Raw genomic sequence first — 22052 nt, forward strand, 5'->3', positions numbered from 1 at the left:
GGCGCTCCGCTTACCCGGCCTACATGCAGACCCGTGAAAGCGTAGCGCCACTGGACTGGTTCGTTCAGGAACGTACCACCAGCGCGTCGTAGCCGCGCCAGCGGTAATTCGCCATCGAGATCAGCCAGCAGGCGACAAACAGACCCACGACGACAAACCCGGCGTTGCCCAGATTGTCGTTCACCGCGCCAATCAGATCCCAGAGGCCGCCGCTGAGGGCAAATTTATCCATCAGCAGACCCAGCGCTTCCAGCCCGCCGATAAACAGCGCCACCACCACGGAGGTGCCGGTGATGGTCATGTTGTAGTAAAGCTTGCGCTGCGGTTTGTTAAACGCCCAGCCGTAGGCACCCACCATCAGCAGGTTGTCGAGGGTATCCACCAGCGCCATGCCGCTGGCGAAGAGTGCCGGGAAGATCATGATTGACCACACCGACATTCCGCTGGACGCGCTGGCGGCAGAGATCCCCAGCACGCCGATCTCGGTGGCCGTGTCAAAGCCGAGACCAAACAGGAAACCGACCAGGTACATCTGCCAGCTTTTATTGACGAGGCGGAAGGTCTTGCCGAACAGCCAGTTCATCACCCCGCCCTGAACAGGTAGCGTGATGTCGTCCTGCACCGGCCTGCCGCGTTTTAGCGCCTGAAAATTGCGCCAGACGCCGCGCAGGATCACCATATTCACCAGCGCCATCGCCAGCAGGAAGGTCGCGGAAACGGCGGTGCCAATCAGGCTGCCGGTTTCGTGGAACCACGCCATGTTCTTCTGAAACGCCGTGGCGGTAGCGGCGATGGCAATGGAGGCCAGCACCACGATAGTAGAGTGGCCCAGCGAGAACCACGCCCCCACTCCAGAGGGGCGTTTGCCCTGCTGCATCATCTTACGCGTCACGGTATCAATGGCGGCAATGTGGTCAGCGTCCACCGCGTGACGCAGTCCGTAGCACCACGCCAGCAGGCTTGCCGCCATCAGCGCCGTGCTGCCGCTAAAGGTGTGCCATGCCCATCCCCAGGCCAGCAGGTTTGCCATTACCAGAGCCAGCAGCAGGAGCGCGGCGCGAGGTTCATTGCGTAACAGTCGTAACATTTTAAGTCCTTTGTAAACATGACCGGGCAGCGGCGACCACCGCCTGCCCGAAGGAGATCGCTCCGTCACCTGCGGGCAGGCGCGAAGGAAAAAGAAGCGTAAAGTCAGAAAGATAATGACGCAGACGCGCGCGCAGCAGACGGTTGTGCAATACCCCGCCGCTGAGGCAGATTGTCGACAGCGACAGGCGCCGGGCGTGAAACGCGGCGAGCTGCGCCAGCCCTTTTGCCAGCGCGTCGTGAAACGCCCAGGCGCGCGCGCAGGGCTCCGCCTGCCAGCTCAGCCACTGCTGCCAGAAAAGCGCGAGATTATCCGCGTCCAGCGTCACCGGATGGTCGACACCCGCGCACTGCGATGCCAGGGCTTCCAGCCGGCAGGCGGCCTCACCTTCCCAGGATTGGGTTTCGATACCCAGCGCGCAGGCGACTGCATCAAACAGGCGACCGCAGGACGAGGCCCGCGGCGCGTTGAGGCCACGCTGGATCGCCGTCGCCAGCAGCGGCCAGTTCTGGCGCTGCACCGCGTGGGTTTCCGGGTACTGCTGCCAGTCAGGCACAAACGCCAGGCAGTGGGCGAGCAGATTGCGCCACGGCTGCCGCGCCGCCAGATCGCCGCCCGGCAGCGCAACGGCAGGCAGGCCACCCAGATGCGCGTATTCGAGATAGCTGACCCGCAGGCACTCTCCACCCCACAGCGCGCCGTTTTCCCCCATGCCGATCCCGTCCAGCGTCAGGGCGATAACGTCTCCGCCCTCGCGCGGCCAGCCGTTTTCGGCCAGGCACGCCGCCGCGTGAGCGTGATGGTGGTGTACCTCTTCAAGGGGCAACGCCTGCGCTTGCGCCCACTGGCGAGCGCGATACCCCGGATGGGCATCGCACACCACGCGCGTCGGCTGAAAGGCGTAAATGTCCTGCATCACCGACAGCGCCGAACGCCACTGCGCTTCCACACCCTCGTCACCGAGATCGCCAAAATGCTGGCTCAGCACCACCTGGTTCCCACGCACCAGGCAGAAGGTGTTTTTCATCTCCGCCCCGGTGCACAGCATGGCGGGGATATTGTCGAACCCGGCAGGCAACGTGATGGCATCGGGCACAAAGCCGCGCGCGCGACGCAGCATCGCACCGTCCCGATCCATCACCGAATCGTCCATCCGCTGCAGGATATCGCGGTTATGCAGCAGGAAGCCGTCCGCGATGCCGCTGAGCTCATCCAGTGCCTGGCGGTTGGTGACGGCAGGCGGTCTGCCGCTGAGGTTGCCGGAGGTCATCACCAGCGGGCGCTGACAGTCCATCATCAGAAGATGCTGCAGCGGGTTCGCAGGAAGCATGATACCTACGGTATCCAGACCGGGCGCGATACCTTCCGGGAGCGCGGGCAGCCAGGCTTTTGGCGTGAGCACAATGGGTGCGGCGGGTGAGCGTAGCAGCGCCTGAACCGTCTCCGGCAGGTCATCCGCATGCGGGATCATTACCGCCAGCGGCTTCGACGGGCGCTGCTTGCGTGCCCGAAGCGTCGCGACCGCCTGCGGGTTACGCGCATCGCAGACGAGGTGAAAGCCGCCCAGCCCTTTAACCGCGACAATACCGCCGCTTTTCAGCATCGCTACCGCCGCGCGCAGCGCAGCCTCGCGCTCAGCGGTCATGTCGCCCGCACGCCACGCCAGCGCGGGTCCGCAGTCCGGGCAGGCGACCGGCTGGGCGTGAAAACGGCGGTCGGCAGGATTACGGTACTCTGCTTCACACGGCCCGCAGAGCGGGAACGGCGCCATTGCCGTGGCCGGACGGTCATAGGGCATCGCGCGGATAATGGTAAACCGCGGCCCGCAGTGGGTGCAGTTGATAAACGGATAGCGATAGCGGCGTTCGCGTGGGTCGCACATCTCAGCCAGACACGCCGGGCAGGTCGCGGCATCGGGGACAATCTGGGTGTCCATCGTCCCGGCCCCGCTGTGGCGGATGGTAAAGTCCTCCGGCACGTGCGCCCAGGTAAACGGCTGCGTTTCCACGCGATCAATGCGTGCCAGCGGCGGGCAGTCCTGATGCAGCCTCGCGGTAAAGGCCCCCCCATTACCCGCGAGGCGCACCAGCACGCCCTCTCCGTCATTGCAGACGTCACCGGTCAGCTGAAGCGCCTGCGCCAGCTGCCAGACGAAGGGACGAAACCCCACGCCCTGCACCTTGCCGCGCACCCGCAGCTGAACGCCGTTGCTGCTCATACGGTTCAGAACAGCAGTGATGACGAGGTGTCGAACGCCGCGCGACGGCGCTTTTCGGCGCTCATCTGCTCAAGCTTGTCGCGATCCACGCAGACCAGCGCGTGCGTCGGGCAGGCTTCCATACAGGCCGGGCCGGCCTCACGGTGGTAGCACAGGTCGCACTTGTTGGCTTCGGCTTTCTCCGCCCGCACGCTCAGCCCCATGCCGCTGTTGCGCACCACCGGACGGACCACCACCTCCATCGCGCCATACGGGCAGGCAACCACGCAGGTTTTGCAGCCAATGCAGCGCTCCTGCATCACGTGCACAAAGCCTTTCTCGCGTTTAATCGCCCCGTTCGGGCAGACGTTCGCGCACGGAGCGTCTTCGCACTGGCGACAGATGGCGGCGGTGGAGATATTCACGCCTTTGATGACGTGGATGCGCGGCAGGAAGGTGTCAGGGGTGAGCGACGCACAGTCCTGCTCCGCCTGATGGGAAACCACGCACGCCACTTCACAGGTACGGCAACCAATACACTTACTGGCATCGGCCATAATAAAACGGTTCATCTGCTTCTCCAGCATTACAGTTATGCGCGGAGATATTCATAAACCGTGCCAATAATTAACACATTGATTTTATGGGACTTTTAAAATCGCAGCGGCGCTGTCATCGTCACTTATGACGATGACAGCTGTCGACATCAGCGGTGTGGGCCGTCAATAACCGAGTCGCGAAGGACAAGCTCGCCGGAGAAGGTTTGCTGATATTTAAACTCGCCGCCGTCGAGCATGAAGATCAGGCGGCTGATGGTCTCCTGAATCATCTCCGTTACCGGAATGCGTACGCTGGAGAGCGACGGCACGATGTAGGGCGCGATGGCCACATCGTCGAAACCGATCACCGACACCGCGTCCGGCGTGGCCACGCCGCTGTCGTGCAGCTGCTTCAGGGCACCGATGGCCATATCGTCATTGCTCGCCACCAGCGCCGTAAAGCGCTCACCGCGCGCAAGCAGGTCGGACACCGCCGCCGCGCCGCTGGCGGGGTTCCACTTCCCCTGCGCGATCAGCCCCTCGCGCAGCGGAATACCGTGCTGCGCCAGCGCGTCCTTGTAGCCGGAGAGACGCTCGACCCCGGTGGGGGAATCCATCGAGCCGGTGATAAAGGCGATCTCCCGATGCCCTTTCGCAATCAGCTGTGACACCGCGTCCTGGCTGGAGGCTTTATGATCGGACCAGACGCTGTGGCTGCTGTTTTTCCGCAGGCGGCGGTTGAGCACCATAATGGGCTGCTCGCACTTCTCGACGATCGCATCCATCTCATCCACGCTCAGAAAACGCGGATAGATGATCACCGCGTCGCAGCGCATATCCAGCAGATACTGGATCGCCTCGCGCTCCTCATCGGCGCTGTGCTTGCCGTCCGCGAGGATCAGCTGTCGCCCTTTCTCTTCGGTCATGCGCGCGGCGTGAAACAGCAGTTCGCTAAAGTAGACGCCGTGATAAAGGGTGTTCGTCACCACCAGGCCCAGCGTCTGGGTGCGTTTGGTCGCCAGGTTGCGCGCCAGCAAATTTGGGCGATAGCCGCTCTCTTCAATGGCCTGAAACACCCGGTCTTTGGTCTCCTGGCTGACGTAGCCGTTACCCGACAGCACCCGGGACACCGTCGCTTTCGAAACGCCTGCCCGCTTCGCCACTTCCAGCATCGTGGTCATGTTTTTTTTCCATCCGAAACTCATGCGGGCAGTGTACTGCACTGCAGAAAAATTGTCGCAGCGGCGACATCACGCTTTCGGCACCTCATTGCGACATTCATCACGAAACGAAAAAATGGTCAAAAAGCGATCTTGTTTCACTCATAAAAACTCATGATGATTATGTGGAACCGGTTTCCTACATTTCACACAACGATAACAGGATCACATCCGATGGCCAAAAATTACGCTGCGCTGGCGAACGACGTTATCAGCGCGCTGGGCGGCAAAGAGAACATCGTCGCCGTCACCCACTGCATGACGCGACTGCGTTTCGTTCTGAAAGACGAAACCCTCACCGACGCCGCGCGCCTGAAAAGCATCAGCGGCGTGCTCGGCGTGGTGCGTAACGACAACCAGTGCCAGGTGATTATTGGCAATACCGTCTCTCAGGCGTACCGCGAGGTGGTAAGCCTGCTGCCCGCTGACCTGCAGCCCGCGGTGCCGGAAGGCCCGCAAAAGCTGACGTTACGCCGCATTGGCGCCGGGATCCTCGACGCGCTGATCGGCACCATGTCCCCGCTGATCCCGGCGATCATCGGCGGCTCGATGGTCAAGCTGCTGGCGATGATCCTCGAGATGACCGGCGTGCTGCCCAAAGGCGCACCGACGCTCACCATTTTGACCGTCATCGGCGACGGCGCGTTCTTCTTCCTGCCGCTGATGGTGGCGGCCTCGGCGGCGGTAAAATTCAAAACCAACATGTCGCTGGCGATAGCCATTGCGGGCGTGCTGGTGCACCCGAGCTTTATCGAGCTGATGGCGAAAGCCGCGCAGGGCGAGCACGTTGAGTTCGCCTTTATCCCGGTGACGGCGGTGAAATACACCTACACCGTCATCCCCGCGCTGGTGATGACCTGGTGCCTGTCGTACATCGAACGCTGGGTGGATCGCATCACCCCGGCGGTGACGAAAAACTTCCTCAAGCCGATGCTGATCGTGCTGATTGCCGCCCCGCTCGCCATCGTGCTGATTGGCCCGCTGGGGATCTGGATCGGTAGCGCCATCTCCGCGCTGGTCTACACCATTCACGGCTACCTGGGCTGGCTCTCCGTGGCGATCATGGGCGCATTGTGGCCGCTGCTGGTGATGACCGGGATGCACCGCGTCTTTACGCCGACCATCATTCAGACCATTGCCGAAACGGGCAAGGAAGGGATGGTGATGCCGTCGGAAATTGGCGCCAACCTGTCGCTCGGCGGTTCGTCGCTGGCGGTGGCGTGGAAAACGAAAAACCCGGAGCTGCGCCAGACGGCGCTGGCGGCGGCGGCCTCCGCCATCATGGCGGGGATCTCTGAACCGGCCCTGTACGGCGTCGCGATCCGTCTGAAACGCCCGCTGATTGCCAGCCTGATCAGCGGCTTTATCTGCGGCGCGGTGGCGGGCATAGCCGGTCTTGCCAGCCATTCGATGGCGGCACCGGGGCTGTTCACCAGCGTGCAGTTCTTCGACCCGGCCAACCCGATGACCATCGTCTGGGTGTTTGGCGTGATGGGTCTGGCAGTGGTGCTGTCGTTTATTCTGACTTTGATACTGGGCTTTGAGGATATTCCGGTCGAAGACGAGGCTGAAAAAGCGCGCGCCCTGCAGACCGCACCGGTACAGAACAACGCAGCAAAAGCATAAATTGAAAGCGAGGTAAGAATGTCTGTTTTTCCACAAGGATTTTTATGGGGCGGCGCGCTTGCCGCCAACCAGAGCGAAGGGGCTTACCGTGAAGGCGGCAAAGGGCTGACGACGGTCGATATGATCCCCCACGGCGCGAATCGCCTGGCGGTGAAGCTCGGTAAGGAAAAGCGTTTCTCGCTGCGTGACGACGAGTTCTACCCGAGCCACGAGGCGATTGATTTTTACCATCGCTATAAAGAGGACATCGCCCTGATGGCGGAGATGGGCTTTACGGTGTTCCGCACCTCGATCGCCTGGAGCCGCCTCTATCCGAACGGCGACGAGCCGCTGCCGAACAAAGAGGGCATTGCCTTTTACCGCGCGGTGTTCGAGGAGTGCAAAAAGTACAACATCGAGCCGCTGGTGACCCTCTGCCACTTTGACGTGCCGATGCACCTGGTGACGGAGTACGGCTCCTGGCGCAACCGCAAGATGGTCGATTTCTTCGCCCGCTACGCCCGCACCTGCTTCGAAGAATTTAACGGGCTGGTGAAATACTGGCTGACCTTCAACGAAATCAACATCATGCTGCACAGCCCGTTTTCCGGCGCGGGACTGGTGTTTGAGGAAGGCGAAAACGAAGACCAGGTGAAATACCAGGCCGCGCACCACGAGCTGGTGGCGAGCGCGCTGGCGACCAAAATTGCCCACGAGGTAAACCCGGAAAACCAGGTCGGCTGCATGCTGGCGGGCGGTAACTTCTACCCCTACTCCTGCAAGCCGGAAGACGTGTGGATGGCGCTGGAGAAAGACCGCGAGAACCTGTTCTTTATCGACGTGCAGGCGCGCGGAAGCTACCCGGCCTACTCTGCCCGCGTGTTCCGCGAGAAAGGCGTGGTGATTGTTAAAGACCCGGGCGATGACGAACTGCTGAAAAATACCGTCGATTTTGTCTCGTTTAGCTACTACGCCTCGCGCTGCGCCTCGGCGGACATGAACGCGGGCAACACCAGCGCGGCGAACATCGTGAAGTCCCTGCGCAACCCGCACATTCAGGTGAGCGAATGGGGCTGGGGCATCGACCCGCTCGGGCTGCGCATCACCATGAACATGATGTACGACCGCTACCAGAAGCCGCTGTTCCTGGTGGAAAACGGCCTGGGAGCGAAAGATGTCGTTGATGAAAACGGCGAGATCAACGACGACTACCGCATTAGCTACCTGCGCGAGCACATCCGCGCAATGGGCGATGCGATTGAGGACGGCGTGCCGCTGATGGGCTACACCACCTGGGGCTGCATTGACCTGGTCTCGGCCTCAACCGGTGAGATGAGCAAGCGCTACGGGTTTGTGTACGTTGACCGCGACGACGCCGGGAACGGCACGCTGGAACGGAAACGCAAGAAATCGTTCGGATGGTATAAGAAAGTGATTGCGAGTAACGGGGCGGATCTGGCGTAGCCTGTTTTGCCGGGTGGCGGCTTCGCCTTACCCGGCCTACAAAACCGTAGGCCCGGTAAGCGTAGCGCCACCGGGCGCTGCTCAGAGCTGAGAAAACCCTCCGTTCCCAACCCATCCCGCTAGCCGTGAATACACCACTTCCACCGCCTCTTTCACCGGCGGCGTCATCGGGTAATAAAACCCGACAATATCCGGCTGAATGCCCAAAAACAGCACCTCGCCCACGTCACCTTTGATCTGATCCACGAGGTAGTTCAGCGGCATATTGTGGGTGGTCATCATAAACATCTCGGCGATGTCGTCCGGGTCAATCAGACGGATCTCGCCGGGGTTGAGCCCCATATCGGTGGCATCGACGATTAACAGCCTGTCCGGGCGCAGCTCGCGAATGGCCACCACGTCGTTTTCCGGCGCGCTGCCGCCGTCAATCACCACCCAGTCGCCCTGCGGGTTGGCGGCACACATCTCTGCGAGCAGCGGACCCGCGCCGTCGTCGCCCATCATGCTGTTGCCGACACACAGTAAAACGTCAGTCACGTAATCTCCTCACCATCAGGTAGATGGCGCTCTCCTGATGAATATCATGCAGCATGCCGAGCAGCGTTTTGCTCCACGCCTGCTGCTCCGGGGTTTGTCTGCCCAGCGCCGCGTCAAAGGCGTTGGCGAGCATGGCAATGTGGTTCGCATCGATCACGATCTCGCCGTACTTCGGCACGCCTTCCATTTTGCGCCGCGCCGTACTGCCCTCCTCCAGCGTGGCAATCCACGCCAGGTATTCCGGCCAGGGGCAGCTCAGCGCTGCCTCCAGGCAGTCAATCACCCCGAGGTGATGCCCAATCGCCAGGCTGTAATAGACCACCTGCTGCGCCGCATCCGGCGTGGCATCGTTCTCATCAATAAACTTACGGCTCAGCTGGCTGAACACCACCGTTTCACTCATCGGATACGCGCCTCATCGACGATGCTGTTCAGGTTCGCCACAATCTCATTGAGGCGCGGATCGTTTTCCGCCTCCAGCCAGCGTGCGACCTGGTGGTCACCCTGGCTCAGCAGGCGCAGATAATCATCGGCAATCTGACGGCCGTAGCGGTACCCCGCCAGCCTGCGCGCCGTGCGGTCAACCTTCACCCGCAGCGGCTGCACCATGTCCGGGTGCAGAATGGCGGCCGGCTGGTTGTCGAGTTCGCCCGGCTCGCGAGCGTGGATTTTCTGCTCCAGCAGGCCAAGCGCCATCGCAAAGCCGTACAGCGTGGCGGCGGGCGTCGGCGGGCAGCCCGGGATGTAGACGTCCACCGGCACGATTTTGTCGGTGCCGCCCCAGACGCAGTAGAGGTCATGGAAGATGCCGCCGCTGTTGCCGCAGGCGCCGTACGAGATGCAGATTTTCGGGTCCGGCGCGGACTGCCAGGCGCGCAGCGCGGGCGAGCGCATGGCGCGGGTGACGGCCCCGGTGAACAGCAGGATGTCCGCATGACGTGGGGACGGCACCACCTTGATGCCGAAGCGCTCGGCGTCAAACAGCGGCGACAGCGTAGCGAAGATCTCAATCTCGCAGCCGTTGCAGCCGCCGCAGTCCACCCGGTAGACGTAGGCCGAGCGTTTGATTTTTTTCAGCAGCGACGCCTTCATGCTGGCGATGGATTCGTCCACCGTCATCGGCACCGGAATGCCGTTTGCGTCGCGCGGGCCCAGTAGGTTTTCCATCAGCTGGCCTCTCTCATGTGGCGGGTGATATCAATGCGGTCGGACGGCAGCAGGCATTTCTGACGCTTGCACGCCGGGCAGGTTTCGAAGCTTTCGCGGTGGTGTTCCGCGCGCGCGTCGCCGTTGTGCTGCAGCAGCGCGATGGCGTAGTCGATCTCTTTTTGCACGGCGAACGGGCGCTGGCAGACCCGGCAGTGGCACAGGTCAAAGCGCGACTGCTGCAGGAAATCCTCTTTCTTCCACACCGCCAGCTCGTACTCCTGCGACAGGCGAATGGCGACCGTCGGGCAGACCTCCTCGCAGCGGCCGCAGAAGATGCAGCGTCCAAGGTTAAACTGCCAGGCCAGCTCGCCGGTTTTGAGATCCGTTTCCACCGTCAGGGCATTCGACGGACAGGCATTGACGCAGGCCGCGCAGCCGATGCACTGCTGCGGGTTGTGCTCCGGCTTGCCGCGAAAGTTTTTGTCGACCGGCATCGGCTCCAGCGGATAGCGGCTGGTCTGCGTGCCGGTTTTGATCACTTTTTTGATAAAGGTAAACATGACGAATCCTTATTTCAGCGGCGAGTTCTTACGCTCGATGCTGTAGCGCTCAAGCTCTTTGTACGGCACCACCTGGCTTTTCTTCTTGCGCACGTCCACGACGGTCATGCGGTCGGTGCAGGAGTAGCACGGGTCGAGGCTGCCGATGATCAGCGGCGCGTCGGAGACCGTGTTGCCGCGCAGCATGTAGCGCAGGGTTGGCCAGTTGGCGTAGGTCGCCGCACGGCAGCGCCAGCGGTAGAGCTTCTGGTTGTCGCCGGTCATGCTCCAGTGGATGTCGTCCCCGCGCGGCGCTTCGGCAAAGCCGAGGGCAAAGCGGTTTGGAATGTAGGTGAAGCCTTCCACCATCAGCGGGCCGCCCGGCAGGTTGTCCAGACCGAAGTCGATCATGTTCAGCGCGGTGAACACCTCGTTGATGCGCACCTTCAGGCGGGAAATGACGTCGCAGCCCTGCTCGCTGTGCACGGTCATCGGCAGCAGGCCATAGCCGACGAACGGGTGATCGCCGCGGGTGTCGCGGGCGTGGCCGCTGGCGCGCACCATCGGGCCGACGTTGCTGAAGTCGCGGGCGATTTCCGGGTCAAGACGGCCGATGCCCACGGTGCGCTGCTCGATGTTGGGGGTGCTGAGCAGCATATCCACCAGCTCCTGCACGTCGCGGCGCATCTGCTGCGCCAGCTGGCGGGTCTGGATCATGTCGTTTTTCAGCAGGTCGCGGCGGATGCCGCCGATCAGGTTCAGGCCGTAGGTTTTGCGCGCCCCGGTGAGGATCTCCGCCATCTTCATCGACGCTTCGCGCACGCGGAAGAACTGCATAAACCCGGAGTCAAAGCCGACGAAGTGGCAGGCCAGGCCGAGGTTCAGCAGGTGCGAGTGCAGGCGCTCCACCTCCAGCAGGATGGCGCGGATCATCTGCGCGCGTTCCGGCACCACGATCCCCATGCCGTTCTCTACCGAGGTGGTGTAGGCGGTGCTGTGGGCGAAGCCGCAGATGCCGCACACGCGGTCAGAAAGAAACGTCACTTCGTTGTAGCCCATGCGGGTCTCCGCCAGCTTCTCCATGCCGCGGTGGACGTAGAACAGGCGGTAGTCGGCGTCGATAATGTTTTCGCCGTCAACGAACAGGCGGAAGTGGCCCGGTTCGTCAGAGGTGACGTGCAGCGGGCCGATCGGCACCACGTTATTCTTCTTGCTGCCCAGCTCGTTGATGAACTCGTAGGTTTCGCTGTCGGTAGTCGGCGCCGGGCGCTGGCGGTAGCCCATGCTGTCTTTGCGCAGCGGATAGAGTTCGTCCGGCCAGTCGTCCGGCAGCACCAGACGGCGCTCGTCCGGCAGGCCAACCGGCACCAGGCCATACATATCGCGCACTTCGCGCTCACCCCAGACGGCGGCGGGCACGCGCGGCGTGACGGACGGGTATTCCGGTTTATTCGGGTCGACCTCGACGCGCACGGTGATCCAGCACTTCTCGCCCTGCTCCATCGACATCACGTAGTACACCGCGTAACTGCCGCACAGCTGGCGCTCGTCGTTACCGAACAGCACCGACAGCCAGCCGCCCTGCTGGTAGTAGAGAAACTCCACCACTTCCGGCAGATAGTTCACCTTAATGGTGACGGTGATCTGGTCTTTGGTTTGCCAGGACTCCTCCAGCACCACGCCCGGGAAAGCCTGATGCAACGCGGCGAGATACTGCTGACCTTTCTTTTCTTCAGACATAAATACTCTCTTTAATCACGCCACCAGCAAGGAGACGAACGCTAAAAATGCAAAACCAAACCCGGCCCAGGTGATGCGGGACGTTTCCACAAAACGCAGGCGCGCCATGCTGTTTTCGAACAGGGCAATCACCAGCACGCCGACCAGCAGCTTGAGGGCGGCAACCACGACGGCCAGCAGCAGACCGCCCGCGGAGAAGTGCGTCATCTGCCCCCACGGGAAGAAGACGCCGACAAACATCTGCAGCACCACCAGCTGTTTGAGGCTGATGCCCCACTTCAGCACCGCAAAGCCGTAGCCGCTGTATTCGGTGAGCGGCCCTTCCTGCAGCTCCTGCTCGGCTTCGGCCAGATCGAACGGCAGCTTGCCCATCTCGATAAACGTGGCGAACGCGCAGGCGCACAGCGCCAGCACCAGCGGAAGGGAGCGGGCAACTGGCCAGTGGTAAACGGTGTCGGTGATAAAGCTGATGTGCGTGGAACCCGCAACCTGCGCGGCGACCCACAGCCCCAGCAGCAGGATCGGCTCAACCAGCACGCCGAGCATTGCCTCGCGGCTGGCACCGATGCCGGTAAACGGGCTTCCGGTGTCGAGACCCGCAATCGCAAAGAAGAAGCGGGCGATGGCGAAGAGGTAGATAAGGGTAATCAGATCGCCAAGCACGGGCAGCGGCGAAGCCACCGTCACCACCGGCAGCGCCGTGGCGACGGTGAGCATCACGCCCACCATCACAAACGGCGTCAGGCGGAAGACCCAGCCTGCGGCATCCGGGGCCACGCTCTGGCGAGAAAGCAGCTTGAAGAGATCGCGGTACTCCTGCAGTACGCCAGGCCCGCGACGGTTGTGCATCCGGGCACGCGCCACGCGCGTGATGCCCGACAGCAGCGGCGCGGCGGCGAACAGCACCAGCGCCTGAAGAATTGCCAGTAACAGACTCATGTCAGGCTCCTCGTGAAATCACAATCACTACCAGCACCGCCAGCTCGATCAGCGCCAGACGGCGGAACAGCGCGGGCACGGCAGCGTTCTGCCAGCCGGGTACCCAGCCCACCGGGTTCAGCCAGTGGCGCAGCTTCAGCACGGCGGCGAAGTTCTCTTTCACCGGCATAGCAAAACCGTGGGCGGTGATGACCATCGACTGTTCGTGTTCATAACCGCAGGCCCACGCGGCACCGCGCGAGCGGGAGGTAAGCCGGTCGCGTTTGAAGAACAGCATCAGCACGAACGGTAGCAGCGGTGCGCCAATCAGCAGCAGCGCAATCATTGGCTGGGAAACGACGGTGTGCGCCGTCTCAAGCGGCAGCGGAATGGCCTTGCCCAGCAGCGGCAGCAGCCACGGCGCGGCAACCCCGCCCGCGATGCAGCACAGCGCCAGCGCGACCACGCTTACGCCCATCAGTACCGGTGCGCGGCAGGCGTTCTCAGCCTCACGCGTACGCGGCGCGCCGAGGAAGGTCACGCCATAGACTTTCGCCATGCACATCACCGCCAGCGCCCCGGTAATCGCCAGCCCGACCGCCAGCAGCGGCCCCAGCAGACGGGCGATAAACGCCTCGCTCTGACCGAGGGCGAAGAAGGACTGATAGATCACCCACTCCCCGGCAAAGCCGTTCAGCGGCGGCAGCGCGGCCATCGCCATCAGCCCGACCAGCATCGCCAGCGAAATCACCGGCATTTTTTTGCCAATCCCACCGAGCTTTTCGATATCCCGATGGCCGGTGCGGAACCAGACGCTGCCCGCCCCGAGGAACAGGGTGCTTTTAAACAGGCTGTGGTTGATCAGGTGATACAAACCGCCGATAAAGCCGGCGGCAATCAGCGCCGGTTGATTAAGCGCCAGCCCGGTCACGCCCGCGCCCATGCCGAGCAGGATGATGCCGATATTCTCCAGCGTGTGGTACGCCAGAAGACGCTGGATATTGTGCTCCATCAGCGCGTACAGGCCGCCGATGAAGGCGGTGATCATGCCCGCAATCAGCAGCACCACGCCCCACCACAGCGGCGGCTGGCCACCGGTCAGCGTCATCGCCAGAATCCCGAACAGACCGACCTTCATCACCACCACAGAAAACAGCGCGGCAGCGGGCGCGGAGGCATTCGCATGCGCCTGCGGCACCCAGCCGTGCAGCGGGATAATCCCGGCCAGCAGGCCAAAGCCGATCACACCCAGCAGCCAGACGTCATTGCCCAGCGGATGCCCGTTAAGCGCAGCGAACTCCAGCGTGCCGAAACGCTGCCACACCCGCCAGCAGGCCAGCGCCAGCAGCAGCGTCCCGAGGCGTCCCAGCGCAAACCACACTTTCCCGGAGGCGCTGCAGCCGGTCAGGAACACGCCGCAGAGCGCCATGATCTCCGCCATCACCACCAGCGCGCCGAGGTTGCTGGCGATCACGGTGCAGACCGCCGTCGCCATCAGCAGGTTCACCAGCAGGCCGTTGGCTTTGGCGTGCGGATGGCGGTGCCAGTCGATATTGAACAGGCTGATAAACAGCCCGCACAGGCCAAAGGTCACCAGCCAGATGGCGTTCAGCGGCGTAATCGCAACGGTGTGGCGAATCAGCGGCATCACGGCCTCTGCGGACTGCCCGCCGAGCAGGACAACTCCACCCGCCGCCAGCGTCATCAGGCTGCCGACCGCCCCGCCGATCCCGGCGATCCAGCCGCTCAGGGTTTTATGGAATGACAGAAGCCACGCCAGCACGGCGGCGGCGGCAAAGTACGCCACGGCGCTGGTAATCATCGTAATCGCGTTCATTTCACCCCCTCGTTGAGCGCCTGCAGAAGCGAAAGATCGCCGACGTCGGTATTAATGGTCAGCTCGCGCTTGCGCTTGCTGGTGCGGGCGATGTCGCGAATGTTCACCAGAATCAGCGCTTTGGTTGGACAGGTGCGCACGCAGGCCGGGCCCTGGTCATCGAAGCTGCACAGGTCGCACTTCACCGCCACGGCGCGGATGCCGGGCACCCAGTCCAGCAGCGTGCTGACGCGTGCAGGCGCCGGAGGCGCGGGCGGGGCTTTAGGCGAGTTGGCATTGGCCGGAATATGCAGCGGGCGGCTGCCGGAGAATTCAATCGCACCGAACGGGCAGGCAATGCCGCACAGCTTGCAGCTTACGCACAGGCTTTCGTTCAGCTGGACTGCGCCATCCACGCGGGTGATGGCGTTCACAGGACAGACACCCGCGCAGGGGGCATCTTCACAGTGATGGCAGAGCTGCGGGGCAGACTCTTTTTCATTACGCATGACATGCAGGCGCGGCATGGACTGTAGCCCATGCAGGCGATGCGTTTCCGAACACGCCGCCTCACAGGTTCGACAGCCAATACAGACCGTCGAGTCAGCAATTACAAAACGGTTCACCGGGTTATCCTCTGGTGATAGTCATTTTTGACGAAAAACTGTCTTGTCGACACTTCTCGACACACGGGGGGTCAGGCCACGTTCGCTGAGGTATTTCCGTCCATCAGCTGCTTCAGGTTGACCGGGAGATCGTGTTCAACGGCGGTGTACAGGCCGTTATAAACCGGGGCGATTTTTTCCAGATAGTGCTCCAGTACCTGCTGGCGATCGCGGTTGCTGACGTGGCCGTCCACCATGCCGTCAGCCATCAGCTGTGCCTTTGCAATACACTGTTTTTCACCGTCTTTTGTCTCGAGGTGGTACTCGATGGTGTGGCTGTTGAAGTTATCCGCCAGGGTGACGTTGATGATGAAATGGCCGAAGAGGACAAAGCGCATATCGCCCTGCGCCGCACAGCTCATCGCGTGGTGAAGACGCGCTTTCGACAAGGTAATGCCCTGAACCAGAGAGTTGCAGTAAAGGTGCCACTGGTCCTGTAACTGCTGATGACGCTGCGCGATGTATTCCGCTTTTTCGCTGATTTCCCAAATAGTCATAAAAGGTATCCGTTTAATGGAGATAGCGGCTGTTAAGCAGATTCCATGCCAGTTTTTATGCTTATGATTTTCAATGGATTTAATTAAAAATTCGCTGTCAACATCGCGGTGTCGACGTGTCATTTCGACAGCGGTGACATCGACACGCCTTAACAAAAATCAAGCTGGCACTGTTATTGCATTACCGGGGCAATTCATTGAGGAGGCGTCATGCACGAAATCACCCTCTGCCAGCGGGCTCTGGAACTTATCGAACAGCAGGCTGTGCAAAACCACGCGAAACGCGTCACCGGCGTCTGGCTGAAGGTCGGGGCGTTTTCCTGCGTCGAGACCAGCGCCCTGACCTTCTGTTTTGAGCTGGTGTGCCGCGGCACGCTGGCGGAAGGCTGCGAACTGCATATTGAGGAGCAGCAGGCGGAGTGCTGGTGCGAACAGTGTCAGCAGTACGTCACCCTGCTCTCATCAAAGGTACAGCGCTGTCCGCAGTGTCAGAGCACCGGGCTGCGCATCGTGGCGGATGACGGCATGCAGATCCAACGCCTCGAAATCGAGAAGGAGTAAAGTATGTGTAGTACCTGCGGTTGCGCCGAAGGCAACCTGTATATAGAAGGGGATGAGCACCGTCCCCACTCCGCGTTTCGCTCCGCGCCCTTTTCCCCTGCCCCGCGCCCTGCGGCAGCCCTGACCGGCATTACCTTTGCGCCGCAGCGTTCCGACGCGGGCGACCTGCATTACGGCCACGGCGAAGCGGGTACCCACGCGCCGGGCATGAGCCAGCGTCAAATGCTGGACGTGGAAATCAACGTGCTGGACAAAAATAACCAGATCGCCACCCGCAACCGCGCCCGCTTCGCCGCCCGCACACAGCTGGCGCTGAACCTGGTCTCCAGCCCCGGTTCCGGCAAAACCACGCTGCTGACCGAAACGCTCAAACGCCTCAACGGGCGCGTCTCCTGCGCGGTGATCGAGGGCGACCAGCAAACGGTAAACGACGCGGCGCGCATCCGCGAGACCGGCACCCCGGCAATACAGGTCAACACCGGCAAAGGGTGCCATCTGGATGCGCAGATGATTGCCGACGCCGCCCCGCGCCTGCCGCTGGCGGATAACGGCATCCTGTTTATTGAAAACGTCGGCAACCTGGTCTGCCCGGCGAGCTTCGATCTGGGTGAACGACACAAGGTGGCGGTGCTTTCGGTGACCGAGGGCGAAGACAAGCCGCTGAAATACCCCCACATGTTCGCCGCGGCATCCCTGATGCTGCTGAACAAAGTCGACCTGCTGCCGTACCTGAATTTCGACGTGGATAAGTGCCTGGCGTATGCCCGCGAGGTGAACCCGGAGATTGAGATCATGATGGTCTCCGCCACGCGCGGCGACGGCATGGACGGCTGGTTACGCTGGCTGGAGAACGAACGATGTGCATAGGCGTACCGGGACAAATCCATTCCCTCAACGGTAATCAGGCCAAAGTCGAGGTTTGCGGCATCCTGCGTGATGTAGACCTGACGCTGGTGGGCAGCACCGATGAAACGGGCGCGTCGCGTCTCGGCCAGTGGGTGCTGGTCCACGTGGGGTTTGCCATGAGCGTGATTAACGAAGCGGAAGCCCGCGACACGCTGGATGCGTTGCAAAACATGTTCGACGTGGAGCCGGACGTCGGCGCGCTGCTGTACGGCGAGGAGCGGTAATCATGCGTTACGTTGATGAATACCGCGCGCCGGAGCAGGTGCTGCAGCTTATCGGACACCTCAAAACGCGCGCGGCGCGGCTGGACTACACCAAAGAAAGGCCGCTGCGGATCATGGAGGTGTGCGGCGGGCACACGCACGCGATCTTCAAATTTGGCCTCGACCAGCTGCTGCCGGAGAACATTGAGTTTATCCACGGCCCCGGCTGCCCGGTCTGCGTGCTGCCAATGGGACGCATCGACAGCTGTATCGAGATTGCCAGCCGGCCCGACGTCATATTCTGCACCTTTGGCGACGCGATGCGCGTGCCGGGGAAAAACGGCTCGCTGCTGCAGGCGAAAGCGCGCGGGGCCGACATCCGGATCGTCTATTCGCCGATGGATGCCCTGACGCTGGCAGCGGATAACCCCGCGCGCAAGGTGGTATTTTTTGGCCTGGGGTTTGAAACCACCATGCCCGCGACGGCCATCACGCTGCAGCAGGCGAAAGCGCGCGGCGTCGATAACTTTTTCTTCTTCTGCCAGCACATTACGCTTATCCCCACCCTGCGCAGCCTGCTGGAAGCGCCAGGCAACGGCATTGACGCCTTTCTGGCACCGGGCCACGTCAGCATGGTGATTGGCACAGACGCCTACGGTTTTATCGCTGAACAGTACAATCGTCCGTTAGTGGTGGCTGGTTTCGAACCACTTGATCTACTGCAAGGTGTCACCATGCTGGTTGAGCAGAAAATAGCGGCCCTGAGCGCGGTCGAAAACCAGTACCGCCGCGTGGTGCCGGATGCCGGCAATGAACGGGCTCAGCGTGCCATTGCGGAGGTGTTCAGCGTCGAAGGCGACAGCGAGTGGCGAGGACTGGGGCTGATTGCCGAATCCGGCGTGCGCCTGACGCCAGCCTATCGCGCGTTCGATGCCGAAGCGCATTTCCGCCCGCAGCCGCAGCAGGTTTGCGACGATCCCCGGGCCCGCTGTGGCGAGGTGCTCACCGGCAAATGCAAACCGCATCAGTGCCCGTTATTTGGCAAAACCTGTAACCCGCAAACGGCGTTTGGCGCGCTGATGGTCTCCTCCGAAGGGGCATGCGCCGCGTGGTATCAATATCGCAACCAGGAGTGTGAAGCATGAACACGGTGGAAATGGCGCACGGAAGCGGTGGACAGGCGATGCAGCAGCTGATTAACCGGCTGTTCATGGAGGCCTTTAACAACCCCTGGCTCGGCGAGCAGGAAGACCAGGCGCGCATTGACCTCGCCACCCTCACCGCCCAGGGCGACCGGCTGGCCTTCTCCACCGACAGCTATGTCATCGATCCGCTGTTCTTTCCCGGCGGCGATATCGGCAAGCTCGCCGTCTGCGGCACGGCCAACGACGTGGCCGTCAGCGGCGCCATTCCCCGCTACCTCTCCTGCGGATTCATCCTCGAAGAGGGTCTGCCGATGGAGACGCTCACGGCGGTGGTGAACAGCATGGCACACACCGCGCGCGAGGCGGGTATCGCTATCGTCACCGGGGACACCAAAGTGGTCCAGCGCGGTGCGGCCGATAAGCTGTTTATCAACACCGCCGGAATGGGGGCTATCCCCGCCAACATTCACTGGGGCGCACAGCGGCTTAGCGCGGGCGACGTGCTGCTGGTAACCGGCACGCTGGGCTGCCACGGAGCGACTATCCTTAACCTGCGTGAAGGCTTAGGGCTGGACGGTGAACTGCGCAGCGACTGCGCGGTGCTCACCCCGCTCATTCAGACGCTGTGTGCTATTCCCGGCGTGAAGGCCTTGCGCGATGCCACCCGCGGCGGGGTGAATGCGGTGGTTCACGAATTCGCCGCAAGCAGCGGGTGCGGGATTGAACTGACCGAGCGTGGCCTGCCTGTAAAGGCTGCCGTGCGCGGGCTGTGCGAACTATTGGGACTTGACCCACTGAACTTTGCTAACGAAGGCAAGCTGGTGATCGGCGTGGAACGCGCGGCGGCGGAAGCCGTTCTTGCAGAGCTGCGCGCGCATCCATTAGGGAAAGAGGCCGCCATCATCGGCGAAGTGGTTGAGCGCAAGGGGGTGCGCCTGACCGGACTTTACGGCGTGAAGCGCACGCTGGACCTGCCGCACGCAGAACCCTTACCCCGAATTTGCTAGAGCCGCGCCATAAGCGGTCAGCACTGAATGTCTCTTTTTTGCCAGTTTCTATTGGAAAGCAATAATGCCGTATACACCGATGAGCGATCTTGGACAGCAGGGCCTGTTTGATATCACGCGCACACTTTTACAGCAGCCCGATCTCGGCGCGCTGAGCGATGCCCTGACGCGGCTGGTCAGGCAATCAGCGCTGGCCGACAGCGCGGCGATTGTACTGTGGCATAGCGGAACGCACCGCGCGAGCTACTACTCAACGCGCGATAATGGCAAAACGTTTGAGTACGAAGACGAAACGTATCTCGCGCATGGCCCGGTGCGCCGTATTCTCTCCCGTCCGGAAGCGCTGCACTGCAACTTTGAGGAGTTCCGCACGGCGTGGCCGCGGCTCGCGGAGAGCAACCTCTACCAGCCGTTCGGCCACTACAGCATGCTGCCGCTCGCGGCGGAGGGACATATTTTTGGTGGCTGCGAGTTTATTCGCACGACCGACCAGCCCTGGAGCGAGGCGGAATACGAGCGTCTGCACACCTTTACCCAGATTGTGGCCGTCGTCGCGGAGCAGATCCAAAGCCGCGTGACCAATAACGTGGATTACGACCTGCTGAGCCGCGAGCGCGACAACTTCCGCATTCTGGTCGCCATCACCAACGCCGTGCTGTCGCGCCTTGATATGGACGAGCTGGTCAGCGAAGTGTCGAAAGAGATCCACCACTATTTCAAAATCGATGCCATCAGCATCGCGCTGCGCGGCCATCGCAAGGGCAAGCTGAACATCTACTCCACGCATTATCTGGATGAAGCCAACCCGGCGCACGAGCAGAGCGAAGTGGACGAAGCTGGCACCCTGTCTGAGCGGGTGTTTAAGAGCAAAGAGATCCTGCTGCTCAACCTGAGCGAGCAGGACCCGGTGGCACCGTACGAGCGGATGCTGTTTAACACCTGGGGCAACAAGATACAGACCCTGTGCCTGCTTCCCCTGATGTCCGGCAACACCATGCTGGGGGTGCTGAAGCTGGCGCAGTGTGATGAAGCCGTGTTTACCACCGCCAACCTGAAGCTGCTGCGCCAGATCGCCGAGCGTATCTCCATCGCGCTGGATAACGCCCTCGCCTATCAGGAGATCCACCGCCTGAAAGAGCGGCTGGTGGATGAGAACCTGGCCCTGACCGAACAGCTCAACAACGTGGACAGCGAGTTTGGTGAAATCATCGGGCGCAGCGACGCCATGTACAGCGTGCTCAAGCAGGTTGAGATGGTGGCGCAAAGCGACAGCACGGTGCTGATCCTGGGCGAAACCGGTACGGGTAAAGAGCTGATTGCCCGCGCCATCCACAACCTGAGCAACCGCAACAGCCGTCGGATGGTGAAGATGAACTGCGCGGCGATGCCTGCAGGCCTGCTGGAAAGCGACCTGTTCGGCCACGAGCGCGGTGCATTCACCGGGGCCAGCAGCCAGCGGCTGGGCCGTTTTGAGCTGGCGGACAAGAGCTCGCTGTTTCTCGACGAAGTGGGCGATATGCCGCTGGAGCTACAGCCGAAACTGCTGCGCGTCCTGCAGGAGCAGGAGTTTGAACGTCTTGGCAGCAACAAGCTTATCCAGACTGACGTGCGGCTGATTGCCGCCACCAACCGCGACCTGAAAAAAATGGTCGCCGACCGCGAGTTTCGCAGCGATCTCTACTATCGCCTGAACGTCTTCCCGATCTTCCTGCCGCCGCTGCGCGAGCGCCCGGAAGATATTCCCCTGCTGGTCAAAGCGTTTACCGCCAAGATCGCGCGTCGGATGGGGCGAAACATCGACAGCATTCCTGCCGAGACGTTACGTACCCTTTCATCAATGGAGTGGCCCGGCAACGTGCGCGAACTGGAAAACGTCATCGAGCGTGCGGTGCTGCTGACGCGCGGCAATGTACTGCAGCTCTCCCTGCCTGAAGTGACGCTGCCTGACGTGACCGTGCCCGCCGCCGAGACAGCGAAAGAGGGAGAAGATGAATATCAGCTCATTATGCGCGTACTCAAAGAGACCAACGGCGTGGTTGCCGGGCCAAAAGGTGCCGCCCAGCGTTTAGGGTTAAAACGCACTACCCTGCTGTCGCGCATGAAGCGTCTCGGGATCGATAAAGAGAGCCTGGTTTAAGCCCCCAATCCGGCGGTGTTTTTCTGGCACCGCCTTTCGTTACCCTGCGCAATTGTCCCTCATTGACACAAAATCGTTTCCTCTGTATAAAATTCCGCCTTAATAATGAGTTTCATTTGC

Annotated in this window: 21 protein-coding genes; 8 read left to right on the forward strand and 13 right to left on the reverse strand. The window is 61.7% G+C overall.

What is annotated here, in order from left to right; all coding sequences use genetic code 11:
* Positions 1–64 precede the first annotated feature (64 nt).
* From FHC48_RS06005 to FHC48_RS06020, 4 genes are all read right to left on the reverse strand, one after another.
* Positions 65–1087, reverse strand: coding sequence for a HoxN/HupN/NixA family nickel/cobalt transporter (locus FHC48_RS06005; RefSeq protein ID WP_045336550.1), 1023 nt, complete (start codon positions 1085–1087; stop codon positions 65–67).
* Between the two features lies 1 nt (position 1088).
* Positions 1089–3305, reverse strand: a complete 2217-nt coding sequence (hypF, locus tag FHC48_RS06010) for a carbamoyltransferase HypF (RefSeq protein ID WP_059363627.1) — start codon at positions 3303–3305, stop codon at positions 1089–1091.
* A gap of 5 nt (positions 3306–3310) precedes the next feature.
* Positions 3311–3856, reverse strand: coding sequence for an electron transport protein HydN (gene hydN, locus FHC48_RS06015; RefSeq protein WP_008499565.1), 546 nt, complete (start codon positions 3854–3856; stop codon positions 3311–3313).
* Between the two features lie 134 nt (positions 3857–3990).
* Positions 3991–5004: a LacI family DNA-binding transcriptional regulator gene (locus FHC48_RS06020; protein WP_023325960.1), complete on the reverse strand. Its 1014-nt coding sequence runs from the start codon at positions 5002–5004 to the stop codon at positions 3991–3993.
* A gap of 213 nt (positions 5005–5217) precedes the next feature.
* On the opposite strand from FHC48_RS06020, the gene ascF reads away from it, so the two are divergent.
* Positions 5218–6669 carry a PTS cellobiose/arbutin/salicin transporter subunit IIBC gene (gene ascF, locus FHC48_RS06025; protein WP_008499568.1) on the forward strand — a complete coding sequence of 484 codons (1452 nt, stop codon included), beginning with the start codon at positions 5218–5220 and terminating at the stop codon, positions 6667–6669.
* A gap of 18 nt (positions 6670–6687) precedes the next feature.
* A complete protein-coding gene (locus FHC48_RS06030; RefSeq protein WP_032664241.1) occupies positions 6688–8112 on the forward strand; it encodes a 6-phospho-beta-glucosidase in 1425 nt (474 codons plus the stop codon).
* 81 nt (positions 8113–8193) lie between these two features.
* Here the strand turns inward: FHC48_RS06030 and hycI are convergent, their stop codons facing one another.
* The 9 genes from hycI to hycA form a co-directional block, all read right to left on the reverse strand.
* Positions 8194–8649, reverse strand: a complete 456-nt coding sequence (hycI, locus tag FHC48_RS06035) for a hydrogenase maturation peptidase HycI (protein ID WP_059359401.1) — start codon at positions 8647–8649, stop codon at positions 8194–8196.
* On the reverse strand, positions 8642–9052 hold the full coding sequence (locus FHC48_RS06040) for a formate hydrogenlyase maturation HycH family protein (protein ID WP_023294422.1): 411 nt from the start codon (positions 9050–9052) through the stop codon (positions 8642–8644). Before FHC48_RS06040 ends, hycI begins: the two co-directional genes overlap by 8 nt.
* On the reverse strand, positions 9049–9816 hold the full coding sequence (locus FHC48_RS06045) for an NADH-quinone oxidoreductase subunit B family protein (RefSeq protein WP_021241938.1): 768 nt from the start codon (positions 9814–9816) through the stop codon (positions 9049–9051). Before FHC48_RS06045 ends, FHC48_RS06040 begins: the two co-directional genes overlap by 4 nt.
* The gene (locus tag FHC48_RS06050; protein WP_008499573.1) at positions 9816–10358 is read right to left on the reverse strand and encodes a formate hydrogenlyase complex iron-sulfur subunit; all 543 of its coding nucleotides are present in this window, start codon (positions 10356–10358) and stop codon (positions 9816–9818) included. The genes FHC48_RS06045 and FHC48_RS06050 overlap by 1 nt, the downstream gene beginning before the upstream one ends.
* A gap of 9 nt (positions 10359–10367) precedes the next feature.
* Complete coding sequence (locus tag FHC48_RS06055; RefSeq protein ID WP_059363630.1) at positions 10368–12077, reverse strand: NADH-quinone oxidoreductase subunit C; 1710 nt, start codon at positions 12075–12077, stop codon at positions 10368–10370.
* Positions 12078–12092: 15 nt separating this feature from the next.
* A complete protein-coding gene (locus FHC48_RS06060; RefSeq protein ID WP_023294425.1) occupies positions 12093–13016 on the reverse strand; it encodes a respiratory chain complex I subunit 1 family protein in 924 nt (307 codons plus the stop codon).
* A gap of 1 nt (position 13017) precedes the next feature.
* Complete coding sequence (gene hycC / locus FHC48_RS06065; RefSeq protein ID WP_059363632.1) at positions 13018–14832, reverse strand: formate hydrogenlyase subunit 3; 1815 nt, start codon at positions 14830–14832, stop codon at positions 13018–13020.
* A complete protein-coding gene (locus FHC48_RS06070; RefSeq protein WP_059363633.1) occupies positions 14829–15437 on the reverse strand; it encodes a 4Fe-4S dicluster domain-containing protein in 609 nt (202 codons plus the stop codon). The genes hycC and FHC48_RS06070 overlap by 4 nt, the downstream gene beginning before the upstream one ends.
* A 71-nt stretch (positions 15438–15508) precedes the next feature.
* Positions 15509–15973 (reverse strand): formate hydrogenlyase regulator HycA, encoded by a 465-nt coding sequence (hycA, locus tag FHC48_RS06075; protein WP_023294428.1) that lies wholly within the window; start codon positions 15971–15973, stop codon positions 15509–15511.
* A 210-nt stretch (positions 15974–16183) separates the two neighbouring features.
* Here hycA and hypA point away from each other — a divergent pair, with 210 nt between their 5' ends.
* The 6 genes from hypA (at position 16184) to flhA (ending at position 21932) form a co-directional block, all read left to right on the forward strand.
* Positions 16184–16534 (forward strand): hydrogenase maturation nickel metallochaperone HypA, encoded by a 351-nt coding sequence (hypA, locus tag FHC48_RS06080; RefSeq protein WP_008499580.1) that lies wholly within the window; start codon positions 16184–16186, stop codon positions 16532–16534.
* Positions 16535–16537: 3 nt separating this feature from the next.
* Positions 16538–17401 (forward strand): hydrogenase nickel incorporation protein HypB, encoded by an 864-nt coding sequence (gene hypB / locus FHC48_RS06085; protein ID WP_119312219.1) that lies wholly within the window; start codon positions 16538–16540, stop codon positions 17399–17401.
* The gene (locus tag FHC48_RS06090) at positions 17392–17664 is read left to right on the forward strand and encodes a HypC/HybG/HupF family hydrogenase formation chaperone (protein ID WP_008499582.1); all 273 of its coding nucleotides are present in this window, start codon (positions 17392–17394) and stop codon (positions 17662–17664) included. The genes hypB and FHC48_RS06090 overlap by 10 nt, the downstream gene beginning before the upstream one ends.
* 2 nt (positions 17665–17666) lie before the next feature.
* Positions 17667–18788: a hydrogenase formation protein HypD gene (hypD, locus tag FHC48_RS06095; RefSeq protein WP_023294432.1), complete on the forward strand. Its 1122-nt coding sequence runs from the start codon at positions 17667–17669 to the stop codon at positions 18786–18788.
* Positions 18785–19795 (forward strand): hydrogenase expression/formation protein HypE, encoded by a 1011-nt coding sequence (hypE, locus tag FHC48_RS06100; RefSeq protein ID WP_059362207.1) that lies wholly within the window; start codon positions 18785–18787, stop codon positions 19793–19795. The genes hypD and hypE overlap by 4 nt, the downstream gene beginning before the upstream one ends.
* 64 nt (positions 19796–19859) lie before the next feature.
* Entirely contained in the window at positions 19860–21932 is a 2073-nt protein-coding gene (gene flhA, locus FHC48_RS06105; RefSeq protein ID WP_021241929.1) for a formate hydrogenlyase transcriptional activator FlhA, read from the forward strand.
* Positions 21933–22052: the final 120 nt, after the last annotated feature.

Source organism: Enterobacter sp. EC_50 (genome assembly GCF_019584525.1).
Classification (GTDB): Bacteria; Pseudomonadota; Gammaproteobacteria; order Enterobacterales; family Enterobacteriaceae; genus Enterobacter; species Enterobacter roggenkampii.

What these genes read in the sequence shown, in the direction of transcription:
- FHC48_RS06020 (WP_023325960.1), bottom strand. Translation starts at nt 5,004, where the DNA reads ATGACCACGATGCTGGAAGTGGCGAAGCGGGCAGGCGTTTCGAAAGCG.
- flhA (WP_021241929.1), top strand. Translation starts at nt 19,860, where the DNA reads ATGCCGTATACACCGATGAGCGATCTTGGACAGCAGGGCCTGTTTGAT.
- hypE (WP_059362207.1), top strand. Translation starts at nt 18,785, where the DNA reads ATGAACACGGTGGAAATGGCGCACGGAAGCGGTGGACAGGCGATGCAG.
- FHC48_RS06055 (WP_059363630.1), bottom strand. Translation starts at nt 12,077, where the DNA reads ATGTCTGAAGAAAAGAAAGGTCAGCAGTATCTCGCCGCGTTGCATCAG.
- hypA (WP_008499580.1), top strand. Translation starts at nt 16,184, where the DNA reads ATGCACGAAATCACCCTCTGCCAGCGGGCTCTGGAACTTATCGAACAG.
- ascF (WP_008499568.1), top strand. Translation starts at nt 5,218, where the DNA reads ATGGCCAAAAATTACGCTGCGCTGGCGAACGACGTTATCAGCGCGCTG.
- hypF (WP_059363627.1), bottom strand. Translation starts at nt 3,305, where the DNA reads ATGAGCAGCAACGGCGTTCAGCTGCGGGTGCGCGGCAAGGTGCAGGGC.
- hypB (WP_119312219.1), top strand. Translation starts at nt 16,538, where the DNA reads ATGTGTAGTACCTGCGGTTGCGCCGAAGGCAACCTGTATATAGAAGGG.
- FHC48_RS06060 (WP_023294425.1), bottom strand. Translation starts at nt 13,016, where the DNA reads ATGAGTCTGTTACTGGCAATTCTTCAGGCGCTGGTGCTGTTCGCCGCC.
- FHC48_RS06050 (WP_008499573.1), bottom strand. Translation starts at nt 10,358, where the DNA reads ATGTTTACCTTTATCAAAAAAGTGATCAAAACCGGCACGCAGACCAGC.
- FHC48_RS06040 (WP_023294422.1), bottom strand. Translation starts at nt 9,052, where the DNA reads ATGAGTGAAACGGTGGTGTTCAGCCAGCTGAGCCGTAAGTTTATTGAT.
- hydN (WP_008499565.1), bottom strand. Translation starts at nt 3,856, where the DNA reads ATGAACCGTTTTATTATGGCCGATGCCAGTAAGTGTATTGGTTGCCGT.
- FHC48_RS06005 (WP_045336550.1), bottom strand. Translation starts at nt 1,087, where the DNA reads ATGTTACGACTGTTACGCAATGAACCTCGCGCCGCGCTCCTGCTGCTG.
- hycA (WP_023294428.1), bottom strand. Translation starts at nt 15,973, where the DNA reads ATGACTATTTGGGAAATCAGCGAAAAAGCGGAATACATCGCGCAGCGT.
- FHC48_RS06030 (WP_032664241.1), top strand. Translation starts at nt 6,688, where the DNA reads ATGTCTGTTTTTCCACAAGGATTTTTATGGGGCGGCGCGCTTGCCGCC.
- hycC (WP_059363632.1), bottom strand. Translation starts at nt 14,832, where the DNA reads ATGAACGCGATTACGATGATTACCAGCGCCGTGGCGTACTTTGCCGCC.
- FHC48_RS06045 (WP_021241938.1), bottom strand. Translation starts at nt 9,816, where the DNA reads ATGGAAAACCTACTGGGCCCGCGCGACGCAAACGGCATTCCGGTGCCG.
- FHC48_RS06090 (WP_008499582.1), top strand. Translation starts at nt 17,392, where the DNA reads ATGTGCATAGGCGTACCGGGACAAATCCATTCCCTCAACGGTAATCAG.
- hypD (WP_023294432.1), top strand. Translation starts at nt 17,667, where the DNA reads ATGCGTTACGTTGATGAATACCGCGCGCCGGAGCAGGTGCTGCAGCTT.